The organism is Cohnella sp., from assembly GCF_041641335.1.
Lineage (GTDB): Bacteria > Bacillota > Bacilli > Paenibacillales > Paenibacillaceae > Cohnella.
On the sequence record NZ_JBEPYQ010000045.1, the window covers coordinates 19,056 to 31,925 of the forward strand.

The window sequence follows — 12,870 nt, forward strand, 5'->3', positions numbered from 1 at the left end:
AAGCAAATCTAAGGATTCATCATTTAGGCCTCCGAGACAGCGCGATAAGATTCTTACGAGGGTAAGGCCTAATACGATTCCAGGGGGATTATCTATGAGCTTAGCTAAGAGTCGTTTGACGCTTCTGTTGCTTATTGCCATGATGCTCGTCGCAGCGGCATGCAGCGGCGGGTCTGGGGACAACAACAACAAGCCTGAAGCAAGCCCGTCGGCACAAAGCGGGGGCGACGGGAATAACGGCGGCGAACAGGCGGCCAGCGAACCGCCGAAAGCAACGGAAGAAGATGAGCCGCCGGCAGCGCAGCAATGGGAAATGGAGTTCGATCTTGGTGGCCGCACCGTTAAATACGTACATCAAGTGGATCCCTTCAGTGAGGAAACTCCGGAACAAACGTATATGCGGGATGTGAAAATTCCCGAGCTCGAGAAGAAGTACAATGTGAAAATCGAAAACGTCGTGGAAACCCGAGGCAATATGTATAATAACTTGCCGTCGTCCGTACTGGCGAATGAGCCTCTCGGCGACGCGGTATATATCGATTCCCGCTGGGCCTTCCCGGGTTGGATAACCGGCAATGTCATCGAACCGCTCGATAAGCATATCGATACGAACGGCCCCGCAGGCGATGCTTTTGATCCGCTGTTGAAAGGGTTTGCAACCATCGACGGCCATCTCTATGCCTACCATGCGCCCAGGGTGGATTTCATCGGGCTTGTCTATAACAGAACGCTGCTCCAGGAATATGGAATCAAGGACCTGCACGAATATGTAAAAGAAGGCAAGTGGAATTGGGATACGTTCCGTGAAATCGTGCAGAAAGCGACGGATAAGCAAGCGGGAATTCACGGATTCGGCGGTACGAAGCTGTTCGCAGGCAACATCATCATCGCTTCCAATGGCGGAAACTACGTAGATTATGAAGCCAAGAAGGAAATGATGTCCGATCCGAAGACGATTGAAGCGACTACTTTCCTGCAAGAGCTTCTTCCTTACTCTCTGATCAATGACGTGAATAACGAATCTATGAAGACTCACTTTAATGCGGGAGAGATTCTGATCGCCGCCGCTAATTCGGATGATATTGCCAGCTTGCGACTAACAGGGGCCGTTGACTTCGGCTTTGTCCACTTCCCGGTAGGGCCGTCCGGTAACGGGCCGAAGACGATGTCTTCTCCTCCGCAATTGTGGACTGTGCCTGTAGGCGTGCAAGATCCGGATAAAGTGCTGTACCTGCTCCAGAAGATGTATGAGCTTCCCGACGATTTGAAAATTCCTGAGGATTATCCCGCTCAGAACACGCTGGAGAAGTTCTTCGCTTACGAAGAAGATATTGCCGAAGCAAGGCAGCTTATGGAGCCGACCCATTATGTCCTGAGCTATGCCGAATATATTCCCGGTTGGAATGTCTATAACTTCTTGGATCAGCTTCTATTGGAAGGGATTGCGCCTGCGACGGTTGCCGAGTCCCAGCGCCAGATCATGCAAACCGGTTTGGACGAAGCTTTCAAGAAATAATGACGGACCGGCAACAGGGGGTGCTCTGTTGCCGGTTTTCCTTCGCCCTTGACGATTACATGCTGAATGAAGGTGGTTTGCACGATGAGGGGTGTTTTGTCCAGATTCCGTGGATTTATAATCGGGATCGCACTTGTCGCCTTGCTCGTCTGGTGGTTCTCCAGCGATCATGCGGCCGACGGTCCGTCGGGCAATCCGGTACAGTTGGAGAGCCTGCAGACTTTCACGGAGAACAGCTATCACAACTTTCTCAACAGACACAAGGCTGCGCAGCGTCCCGATCGATCCATTCGCATTGAAGCGGAACATTATAGCTCGGCGGAAGGAGAGGTATCGGTTGTTGATAAACTTGGCGACGATTCGAGCATTGCCTTAACGACTCAGGAGACGGGACAAGTAACCTGGACCTTCGAGGTGAAGGAAGCCGGGTTATATCAGATCGGCATACGGTATTATACGGTGCCAGGCAAAAGCTCGGCGATTGAGAGGGCGCTTAAGATCAATGGTGAAATTCCTTTTCAAGGAGCCGAATCCCTCATTTTTGATCGTGTATGGATGAACAACGCGGCCGAGTTCGAACGGGATAATCGCGATAATGAATTGCGTCCAAGCCAGATCGAGTTCCATACCTGGCAGGAGACGCTGCTCAAAGATGCTAACGGTCTCTCGGATGAACCGTTTTTATTCTATTTTCCGCAAGGTACGAACACGCTCACGCTGGTAGCCATGCGAGAACCGATGGCGATCGATTATTTGCAAGTGTACCAGTCTCCGGACATTCCCGCCTACGCAGATGTGAAAGCAGGCTATGGCCGCTTCTCTTCTCCGTCTGATGTTCTGATTAAGGTGCAAGGGGAGCATGCTTTATATAAGTCCTCGCCGACGTTGTATCCGATCCCGGATCATACGTCTCCATCGCTGGAGCCCTATAGCGTTTCCAAGATTCGGATGAATGCGATCGGCGGATTGAATTGGCGGATGCCGGGACAGTGGCTCGAATGGGAAATGGATGTGCCTGAGGACGGATTGTACAAGATCGCGCTGAAGGTCAAGCAAAGCTTGATGCGCGGCGTATATTCGAGTCGGAAGCTGTATCTGGATGGACGAATACCGTTCAAGGAAATGGAGAATCTGAAATTTTACTATGACGCCGATTATCAGTTGGACGTGCTTGGCGAGAGGGGCGAACCCTTCCTGTTCCCTCTGACGAAAGGGAAACATACGATTCGGCTGGAAGCGAGCCTTGGCGAAATATCGCCGCTCATCAATACCGTGGAATCGAGCGTATTGACCTTGAATTCCGCTTATCGTCAAATCTTGATGATTACGTCGGCGACGCCGGATGCGTTCCGCGATTACCAATTGGAACGTCGAATACCGAACTTGATCGAGACGTTCGAGATGCAACGAGACATCTTGTACTCCGCGGCGGAAGAGCTTCGCGCGATTACTGGAGAGAAGAGCGATAAGACGGCGATCCTCTATACCATGTCTCGTCAACTGGATCATATGGTGAAGCAGCCGCATACGATCGCCGGACGTCTCGATCAGTTCAAGATCAATATCGGGTCTCTGGGGACTTGGTTGTTGGCGGTTCGCGAGATGCCCCTCCAATTGGATTACATGATTGTCGCTGCGCCGGATGTCAAGCTGCCGAAGGCAAACCACTCGGTTGTCGCAGGCATGAGACACGAGATAGGCAAGTTCTTCTATTCCTTCATCGAGGATTACAATACGATCGGCAATGCGGAAGAAGCCGATCAGCAGTCGGTGACCGTCTGGATCGGTACCGGGCGCGACCAAGCTCAAGTCATGAAGGAGATGATCGACGACACGTTCACGGCGCAAACGGGCATCCATGTAGATCTGAAGCTCGTCAACATAGGTTCGCTGTTGTCCGCTACCTTGGCAGGACAAGGGCCTGACGTCGCGATGGAGATCGGCATCTCCGACCCGGTCAACTATGCGATGCGCAACGCTGCATATGACTTAAGCCAATTTCCGGACTACGAGGAAGTAGCCGGACGATTCCGGGATAGCGCCATGGTTCCGTTCCGGTTCAACGGAGGCGTCTATGCGCTTCCCGAACAACAGTTGTTCAGCATGCTGTTCTATCGGAAAGATGTGCTTGAAGAGCTGGGATTAGAGATACCCGACACCTGGGACGACGTATACGAGATGATCCCCGAGCTGCAAAAGCGTTACATGCAATTCGGTTTGCCGATCCAGGACCAGGCTGCCACCATGGTGCCGAACGATACATTCTCGATGCTCTTGTTCCAGACGGGCGGCCAGTATTATGCGAATGACGGGGAGAGGAGCGACCTCGATAGCGAAATCTCGATGCAGGCGTTCGGGCGCTGGACAGATTTCTACACGAGCTATAAGTTCCCGCTGACCTACGATTTCATGAACCGCTTCCGGCTGGGAGAGATGCCGATCGGAATCGCCCCGTACAGCATGTACAATCTGTTAACCGTTGCAGCGCCGGAAATCCGCGGCCTGTGGGACTTTGCCGTTGTTCCGGGCACCCTTGCGGAGGATGGACAAGTCCGGCGCGAGGCAGCGAGCTCGGGTACTTCGGTGATGATGCTGCAGCATGCGAAAAATAAAGAAGCCGCGTGGGAATTCATGAAATGGTGGACGGACAAGGATACGCAGGTTCGGTTCGGGCGCGAGATGGAGAGTTTGATGGGAGCGGCCGCTCGGTATCCGACAGCCAATATTGAAGCGCTGCGAGAGCTGCCATGGCCGGTGAAGGATTATCGCAACCTCGAGGAACAGTGGCAGTGGGTGCGCGGCTTGCCGGAGGTGCCGGGAGGTTATTTTACCGGACGGCATCTGGATAACGCCTTCCGCAAGGTAGTCAACCTGGGCGAGAATCCGCGTGAAGCGCTGCATGACCACGTACTGGTCATCCATAACGAAATTCAGATCAAGCGCAGGGAATTTGGCTTAACGGAAGGGACGGAGGTGTCGACGCGTGCAGCAGACAACCGTTAATCGGGTGGCGCGCGTACAGAAACAGAGTACGCGATTGTCTCCCCTGCTCAGAAGCATATGGAATTACCGGCATTCCTACGCATTGATGGGACCGTATATGCTGCTTTTCTTTCTCTTTACGGTATTGCCTGTGGCGCTCTCGCTAGTCGTTAGTTTCACTTATTTCAATTTGCTCGAGTTTCCCAAATGGGTGGGCTGGAGCAATTACACCCGCCTGTTTCTCGAAGATGAAGTTTTCTTCATCGCGATCAAGAATACGTTTCTGTTCGCATTCATTACAGGTCCGGTCAGTTATATCGCTTGTTTCGTTTTTGCATGGCTGGTTAATGAACTGCCGGCGAAGCTGCGCACCTTAATGACGCTCATCTTCTACGCGCCTTCGATCTCGGGCAACATTTTCTTCATCTGGTTGATCATGTTCTCGGGCGACAGCTACGGCTACGTGAACGGATTTTTGACGAAGCTCGGATTTATCCTGGAGCCGATCCAGTGGCTGCAGGATGAACGCTACGTGCTGTGGATCGTCATGATCGTCCAACTCTGGTTAAGCCTGGGTGTCAGCTTCCTGGCGTTTATCGCCGGTTTGCAATCGATCGATCGCACTTTATTCGAAGCCGGCGCCGTGGACGGCGTTCGCAACCGTTGGCAGGAGCTCTGGCATATCACGCTGCCGGCCATGCGTCCGCAGCTGCTGTTCGGTGCGGTGATCCAGATTACCTCATCGTTCGCGATCGCGGAGGTGTCGGTCGCTCTGGCCGGCTTCCCGAGCGTCAATTATGCCGCGCACACCGTCGTTACCCATCTGATGGATTACGGTTCGATCCGGTTCGAAATGGGCTATGCTTCTGCCATCGCAACGATCCTGTTCGTGATTATGGTCGGATCGAATATGATCGTGCAGAAACTGTTAAGGAAAGTGGGGGAGTAGCAAGTGAGCGCGATGTCGGCAACTGCAAAGAAACGCTTGAATCGTTCTTGGACGGGCGATCTTGTTTTATTCCTTTTCCTGGGCTTTTTCGGCGCCTTCATGGCGATTCCTCTCATTTATACGATCAACAATGCTTTCAAACCGTTAGACGAATTGTTTTTGTTCCCGCCGAAATTTTTCGTGCGGAATCCGACGATGGATAATTTCTTCGATCTGTTCAACCTGATGGCGGATTCGTGGGTGCCGTTCTCGCGATATGTGTTTAATACACTGTTCATTACCGCAATTGGCACGGTCGGTCACGTGATTCTGGCTTCCGCTGCCGCTTATCCTCTGGCCAAGCACAAGTTTCCGGGCTCGAGAGCGCTGTTTACGATCGTTGTCCTGTCCTTGATGTTCTCGCCGCACGTTACGGCCGTTCCGAATTATGTCATCATGTCGTGGTTAGGTTGGATCGATACGTACGCGGCGATCATTGTTCCCGCGCTCGCAGCCTCATTGGGCCTCTATCTCATGAAGCAGTTCATGGAGCAAATTCCCGAAGCGTTGCTGGAAGCGGCGAAGATCGACGGAGCGAGCGAATATCGAATCTTCTGGCAAATCGTCATGCCGCTCGTTAAACCGGCTTGGCTGACGCTCGTCATTTTGCTGTTCCAAGCGCTGTGGGGTACCGATGGAGGTTCATTCATCTACAGCGAAGAGCTGAAGACGATGAACTACGCATTGAGCCAGATTCTCGCGGGCGGCATCGTGCGGGCTGGTCCGGGAGCTTTCGTTGCCTTGCTCATGATGTCGGTACCGATCACAGTCTTTATGATTTCTCAGAGCAACATCATTGAGACGATGGCCAGCTCTGGGATGAAGGAGTGAAGACATGAAAGGACATTCCGGCATGCTCAAGCTCGCATTCTCAGTCGTTATGACGCTGTCCCTATTGGCCTCAATGACTCCGTCGGCTCATGCAGCACATGCAGCGCCGTATGAAGGATATAACTACTCCTTCTGGGGAGAGACAGTCCCGTCGCCAGTCGCTTATTATCCGGATCGAATCGTCGACGGTTACTCGATCGGAATCGACAGCTTTAACCAGCCGCGCGATCTGTATATATCGGCAGATCGTCACATCTACATCGCAGATACGGGCAACAACCGGATTGTCGTATTGAATGACCGATACGAATTCGTTCGGGAGATCGCGGAATTTCGCGATGGAGAGGTTCGGGGCACCTTCAGTGCGCCTTACGGCATCTTCGTAACCGAAGCTCGGGAAAAATATATCGCCGATATGAACAATGCCCGAGTCGTACAGCTGGATGCCGACGATCAACTCGTGAAGATTATCGATGCCCCTCAATCGGAGATCCTCGTCGACAAATTCGTCTTCCGTCCGGCGAAGGTCGTGGTGGATAAAGCGGAGCGCGTGTACGTTGTATCGCAGGGGACGTTCGACGGGATCATGGAATTTGACGCGGATGGACACTTCTCCGGCTTCGTCGGCGCCAACAAGGTGCGGTTCAATCCGATCGATTACTTCTGGAAGATAGCAGCGACACAGGAGCAGCGGAATCGGATGAAGCTGTTCGTACCGACGGAATATACGAGCGCCGACATCGACGAGCGGGGGTTCATTTACACGACGAATTCGGATGCGAACTCGCAGACGCCGATCCGGCGTCTGAATCCGACCGGGATCGATGTATTGCGGCGACAAGGATATTGGATTCCGATGGGGGATATTGCCTACGCGAACATCGGGGAAGTGAGAGGACCGTCTTTGTTCGCGGATATTGCGGTTACGGACAGCGGGATGTACAGCGCGTTGGACGGCAAGAGGGGCAAGATTTTCACTTATGACTGGGATGGGAACTTGCTCTATGTCTTCGGCAAGATGGGCGACCAGGCAGGGACATTCTCTTTGCCGACGGCGATCGATCATTTGGGCGATCATCTGGTCGTGCTCGATAGAGGGACGAATCGCTTGACCGCATTCAAGACTACTCCGATCGGGGCGCTGATCAACGAGGCGGTGAGGCTCCATTTCCAGGGCAACGATGTTGAATCCGCCGAACGGTGGAGAAAAGTAATCGATTACGACGCCAATTACGACATTGCCTATATTGGCATCAGTAAAGCGTTGCTGCGCCAAGGCTTGAATAAAGAGGCGGCGTCCTATGCGAAGCTGGGCAAGGATCGCGCGTACTATTCCAAAGCGTTCCAAAGATATCGCAAGGATGTGCTGCGCGATCAATTGGGGAATCTGTTGACGATGGGGATTATGCTTGTCGCGGGCTTCGTCGTCTTCCAGGCAGTTAGAAAGAGAAGGGGGAAAGCGCAGCATGTCTAAGGAGCTTCTGTTGTTTCCGTTTCGCCTGATCGTACGGCCCTTCTCCGGTTACTGGGATTTGAAATACGACGGGAAAGGCAACTTGAAAATAGCGGCCATCTTATTCTGTCTCGTATTCATCAGCATCGTGATCCAGGAGCAGTATGGCGGTTTTATTGTGAATTCTTCCAATCCGGCGACGTTTAACAGTCTGAATCAGCTTGTGTATTTACTGCTGCCGTTCCTATTGTGGTGTATAGCCAATTGGGCGCTTACGACATTAATGGACGGGGAAGGAAAATTCACCGAGATCATGATGGTGAGCGCATACGCTTTGGCGCCGATATTCATCATCTATCTCCCGAACACGATCCTGAGCAATTTGGTTACGTTGGAAGAGAGCGTTTTTTATGTATTCTTCAACTCGCTGGCGATGGTTTGGTCCGCTTTTCTATTATTCGTCGGGACGATGACCGTCCATCAATTTACGGTGAAGAAGACGCTGGCCACGATCTTCCTGACTCTCGTTTGTATGGGTTTTCTGCTCTTTCTGGGCTTGCTGTTCTTCAGTCTCGTCCAGCAGATGTACGCTTTCTTCTACACGATCTATCAGGAATTATTATTCCGTAACTAGGAGGAGTAACAGGTGAAAAAAAGTGTCATCTTCATCGGTGTCGCTGTGATCCTCCTTGGCTCTGTTGCAACCGTCATCTGGGGCTTCCAGCCCCAAAAGACGGCAATCCCGGTTACGGCGGCTAACGAGATCATGCTCGGCAAGGGAGCGAGCTACTCCAAGCCCCAAGCCGATCTGGATGGAATGACGGGCATTGTCACGAACGGTAAGCTGTCCTTGTACATGGACGAAGCGACCACGGGAATCGCCGTACGCAACGAAAGAACGGGATATGTCTGGTATTCCAATCCGCCGGGGCTGGAAGAGGACAGCCAAGCGACTCCCGCGAACAAGCACGCCATGCGTTCGCCGATTGCCATCAGCTACATCAACACGGGGAAACAGCCGACGAAGTTCACGGCATCGGCGGATAGTGTCGCCCATGGCAACTTCTCTTCGGAAATCATCGACGGCGGATTGCGCGTCGCTTATCATCTGGGCAAGCCGACAGCGAAGGTCGATCGCATACCGCAGAAAATCAGCCAAGAGCGCTTGGATCGAATCAAGGAGAAAGCGGGGCAAGCCTATCGCCGCTATTTCATCAACACGTTTATGCTGGATCCCGAGACGAACGTATACGCTCGTATAGATACAACGCTGAACGGTACGGTGCTGAACAAGGTGCTCGATGCGTTCGAGTTGTCCGGGTACACGGAAGAGGATTTGGCGAAGGACAACTCGGACAACCATGTCGACGTTCCCCCGGTGGACGCCGACCGATTCACCGTGGCGATCGAGTACGTACTGGACGGCGAATCGCTTGTAGTTCGGGTTCCCGGCGATCAATTGGAGTATTCCGAGACAACGCCTCTGCTGCAAGTCTCGGTGCTTGAATACTTCGGTGCCGGGGGACCGGAGGATGAAGGTTACTTGTTCGTGCCGGACGGTTCCGGCAGCTTGATCTATATGAATCGTCCGAAGAGCGGCGCCGTGCCCTATTCGCAACCTGTGTACGGCGAGGATCTCGCGGTTAAAGAGAAGCGCAGCTATACGGTGAAGGAAAAGATTCGCATGCCGGTATTCGGGATACGGAAAAATAATGAAGCCGCGCTTGCGATCATCGAGAGCGGTGAAGCGGTTGCGCGGATTCGTGCGGCTTCCAGCGGGATTCTAAGCTCGTTCAATAACGTCTATTCCGAGTTTAAGGTACTGTCGCAAGAAAATGTTCGCGTGGAGTCCGGAGCGAAATTTCGCGAAATTCCCGTCTATCAAGATGAAAGGACCGCGTCCGACTTTGTCGTCCGTTACAAGTTTCTTAGCGGCGATCAAGCCGATTACAGCGGAATGGCGGCAGAGTATCGCCGCTATTTGGTTGAGCAGGGCAACCTCGCCAAGAAAAATGCGGATGAGCCCAGGCCGTTCTATCTGGATCTGATAGGAGCCATACCGACGAAGAAGCATTTCCTTGGAATTCCTTACGAAACGATGCGTCCATTAACAACGTTCGAACAGGCGCAAACGATCTTGGAACAACTGATAGAGGGCGGGGTAACCCCGATTAAACTCCGTTATTCGGGCTGGTTTAACGGAGGCATCGAACATGCGCTGCCATCGAAGGTGTCTCCGGAGAAGTCCCTCGGAGGAATGAAAGGCTTGGAGAAGCTGAATCGATATGCCGAGGACCACGGGATCACGCTCTATCCCGACGTATCGTTGCTCCGATTGTATGCGCAAAGTTCCTTTACCTATAGTCCGGCGAAAGCGGCCGTTCGCAATCTGAACCGTACGCCGTCGGCCGTCCACCCGTACAATCCTGCACTAGGAATGCGCGACCGGACGGAGCAAGCCTATCATCTGCTTGCGCCGCAAGTCGTTCCTGCGGTCGTTGATCGCTTCCTCGCCGAGTATGGCAAGCTTCCGATATCCGGACTGAGCTTGGCCGATCTGGGGGACATCCTGTATGGGGATTACCGCAAAGGCTCGCAAGTCGATCGAACGCAAACGGAGAGGGTTGTCGCGGATCAAGCGCGGAAAATCAAAAATGCGATGACGGATACGGAGCTGATGGTGGACGGAGGTCATGCTTACCTGTTCGCGTATGCGGATGATATCGTGAATGCGCCCATGTCGGACAGCGGATGCAATATTACGGACGAAGACGTGCCGTTCTATCAGATGGTACTGCACGGATACATCGACTACGCAGGCGCTCCCTATAACCTGGTGCAAACCACGGATCTCCGCGATTATGTGTTAAAAAATATCGAATACGGCTCGAATCTTCATTTTGCCTGGATCTTCGGGGATAACATTCTCGTGAAAGAGACGGATTACAACGGATTGTTCTCTGTACACTACAAGACCTGGCTCCATGAAGCGGTCGCCGCTTACCACGAAGCGAACGCCGCGTTAAAGCCTGTCGCGAATCTTGCGATGACGAAGCACGAGGTCGTCATACACGGCGTTCGCAAGAGCGAATATGAGGACGGTACGACAATCATCGTGAACTACAATGACTATGATGTGCAGGTGGACGGGATTACGGTCCAAGCGCGCGGCTACTACGCAGGAGGTGAAAGGGCATGAATAAGCGAAAACCGCTGACTTTCGAACAGAAGAAACGCAACCTGGCGATCTTGTTTATCATGCCATGGTTCATCGGGTTTTTGTTTTTCTTCGTCACCCCCTTGATCACCTCGCTGCAATTCAGCTTTCATAAGCTGGACGTCACGAACAACGGGTACACCTTGACGGGGGTTGGGTTTGATAATTTCAATTATGCATTTACGGTTCATGAGTCATTCAATCGGTTAATCACCGAAGCGGCGGTCGATATGGTCGTGAATGTGCCGTTGATTATTATTTTTAGCTTATTCCTCTCGACGTTGCTCAATCAGAAGTTTCACGGCCGTGCTTTCGCTCGCGCCGTGTTCTTTCTTCCCGTCATTCTGGCCTCTAATATCATAGCCGATATCGAAAGCAACAGCATGATGTCGAGTCTCATGTCCGGGGGTCAAGAGTCCGACGGCTTTCAGCTGCTGCAAAGCGTGAATCTCGAGCTGATGATGATGGAAAGCGGGTTCCCGGCCCGATTCGTCGAGTATTTGACCGAAGCCGTCGATCGCATTTATGCGATCATTAGCAAGTCGGGCGTGCAAATCTTGATTTTCCTGGCGGGTTTGCAGTCTATCCCTCATTCTCTCTATGAAGCTTCGAAAATCGAAGGGGCAACCGGATACGAGATCTTCTGGAAGATTACGTTTCCGCTCGTGAGCCCGCTCATCCCGATCGTCGTCGTCTACTCGATCATCGATTCCTTCATGAATAACGAAGTGACGGAGTTGATCAAGAAAATTGGCTTCGAAAGCATTAATTTCGGTCTCAGCTCGGCGATGTCCTGGATTTACTTCTTGCTGATTGCCCTTATTCTTGCTGCAAGCATGAAGCTGATTTCCCGCAAGGTGTTTTATAATAACTGACTCTTTATCGGAGGATGGACACATGAACTCCCAAGCGTTGATCGCAAAAGGCAAACACTCTGCCTGGTCGATAACCCGCGCGGTTTTGCTGATCGGATTGATCTTCGTCGTCATCTATCCGATCTTGCTTAAAGCCATAACGGCGGTTAAACATAAAGACGATATTTATAATCCCGTCGTCTTGCTGGTGCCGGAGAAATTCACGCTGGATAACGTTGCGCACGTAATCGGAATCATGGATTATTGGCAGACGCTGCTCAATACGTTCGGTCTCTCGGCCATAACGATGATCTTGCAGCTGGTCGCCTGTTCGCTGGCCGGATACGGGTTTGCCAAATGGCAATCCAAAAAGAGCAGCCTGCTCTTCGCCGGCGTTGTCGCAACGATTCTAATCCCGCCGCAAACGATTGTCTTGCCCATGTATTTGTCGTTTCAGAGCTTTGATTTTCTTGGAATCATGCAGCTATTCGGCGCCGAAAAAGGGTTGAACCTGTTAAACACCTATTGGCCTTTTATCCTGACAGGCATTACTGCGAATGGGTTGAAGTCCGGCTTATATATTTATATCTTCCGGCAGTTCTTCATGAATATGCCGAAGGACTTGGAGGAAGCGGCCTTCGTAGACGGAGCGAGCGTCTTTAAGACCTTCACCGGCATCATCCTGCCTAGCGCGGTCCCGGCTATCGTCACGGTGGCGTTGTTCAGCTTCGTGTGGCAATGGAATGATACGTTCTTCGTATCCAGCTATCTTCCCGGCATGCAAATTTTGTCCAATGAGCTTCTTAGCCTGAGCTCCGAGGTCGGCAGGTATGTGACGCAAGGCATGGGACTCGGCTACGATGAAGCGAACGATCCGTTCTATCATGCGATGCTCGTCAGCACCGGATTGATGCTGGCGATTCTGCCGCTGATTATCATGTATTTCTTCGTGCAGCGTCTGTTCGTAGAGAGCATTGAACGCACGGGAATTGTGGGTTAATAGAAGCGACTGGACCCGATAACGAACCG

Annotated in this window: 9 protein-coding genes; all 9 read left to right on the plus strand. The window is 52.3% G+C overall.

Going from position 1 to position 12,870, the window contains the following annotated elements; genetic code table 11:
• The first annotated feature begins 94 nt into the window (after positions 1 to 94).
• The 9 genes from ACESLM_RS15915 to ACESLM_RS15955 all read left to right on the plus strand — a co-directional run bounded on the left by ACESLM_RS15915 (position 95) and on the right by ACESLM_RS15955 (position 12,841).
• Positions 95 to 1,516, plus strand: coding sequence for an ABC transporter substrate-binding protein (locus tag ACESLM_RS15915; RefSeq protein WP_372632566.1), 1,422 nt, complete (start codon positions 95 to 97; stop codon positions 1,514 to 1,516).
• An 84-nt stretch (positions 1,517 to 1,600) separates the two neighbouring features.
• A complete protein-coding gene (locus tag ACESLM_RS15920; RefSeq protein WP_372632567.1) occupies positions 1,601 to 4,519 on the plus strand; it encodes an extracellular solute-binding protein in 2,919 nt (972 codons plus the stop codon).
• A 34-nt stretch (positions 4,520 to 4,553) separates the two neighbouring features.
• Positions 4,554 to 5,447, plus strand: a complete 894-nt coding sequence (locus ACESLM_RS15925; protein WP_372632586.1) for a carbohydrate ABC transporter permease — start codon at positions 4,554 to 4,556, stop codon at positions 5,445 to 5,447.
• A 12-nt stretch (positions 5,448 to 5,459) separates the two neighbouring features.
• On the plus strand, positions 5,460 to 6,317 hold the full coding sequence (locus ACESLM_RS15930) for a carbohydrate ABC transporter permease (protein WP_372632588.1): 858 nt from the start codon (positions 5,460 to 5,462) through the stop codon (positions 6,315 to 6,317).
• A 4-nt stretch (positions 6,318 to 6,321) separates the two neighbouring features.
• Positions 6,322 to 7,791, plus strand: coding sequence for an NHL repeat-containing protein (locus ACESLM_RS15935; RefSeq protein ID WP_372632568.1), 1,470 nt, complete (start codon positions 6,322 to 6,324; stop codon positions 7,789 to 7,791).
• Complete coding sequence (locus ACESLM_RS15940) at positions 7,784 to 8,404, plus strand: Yip1 family protein (RefSeq protein WP_372632569.1); 621 nt, start codon at positions 7,784 to 7,786, stop codon at positions 8,402 to 8,404. The genes ACESLM_RS15935 and ACESLM_RS15940 overlap by 8 nt, the downstream gene beginning before the upstream one ends.
• A gap of 12 nt (positions 8,405 to 8,416) precedes the next feature.
• A complete protein-coding gene (locus ACESLM_RS15945) occupies positions 8,417 to 10,969 on the plus strand; it encodes a DUF5696 domain-containing protein (RefSeq protein WP_372632570.1) in 2,553 nt (850 codons plus the stop codon).
• The gene (locus tag ACESLM_RS15950) at positions 10,966 to 11,862 is read left to right on the plus strand and encodes a carbohydrate ABC transporter permease (protein ID WP_372632571.1); all 897 of its coding nucleotides are present in this window, start codon (positions 10,966 to 10,968) and stop codon (positions 11,860 to 11,862) included. Before ACESLM_RS15945 ends, ACESLM_RS15950 begins: the two co-directional genes overlap by 4 nt.
• A 22-nt stretch (positions 11,863 to 11,884) precedes the next feature.
• Entirely contained in the window at positions 11,885 to 12,841 is a 957-nt protein-coding gene (locus ACESLM_RS15955; protein ID WP_372632572.1) for a carbohydrate ABC transporter permease, read from the plus strand.
• The last annotated feature ends 29 nt before the right edge of the window (positions 12,842 to 12,870 follow it).

Coding starts and splice junctions, on each gene's coding strand:
- ACESLM_RS15915 (WP_372632566.1), top strand. CDS start 95: ATGAGCTTAGCTAAGAGTCGTTTGACGCTTCTGTTGCTTATTGCCATG.
- ACESLM_RS15920 (WP_372632567.1), top strand. CDS start 1,601: ATGAGGGGTGTTTTGTCCAGATTCCGTGGATTTATAATCGGGATCGCA.
- ACESLM_RS15930 (WP_372632588.1), top strand. CDS start 5,460: ATGTCGGCAACTGCAAAGAAACGCTTGAATCGTTCTTGGACGGGCGAT.
- ACESLM_RS15935 (WP_372632568.1), top strand. CDS start 6,322: ATGAAAGGACATTCCGGCATGCTCAAGCTCGCATTCTCAGTCGTTATG.
- ACESLM_RS15940 (WP_372632569.1), top strand. CDS start 7,784: ATGTCTAAGGAGCTTCTGTTGTTTCCGTTTCGCCTGATCGTACGGCCC.
- ACESLM_RS15950 (WP_372632571.1), top strand. CDS start 10,966: ATGAATAAGCGAAAACCGCTGACTTTCGAACAGAAGAAACGCAACCTG.
- ACESLM_RS15955 (WP_372632572.1), top strand. CDS start 11,885: ATGAACTCCCAAGCGTTGATCGCAAAAGGCAAACACTCTGCCTGGTCG.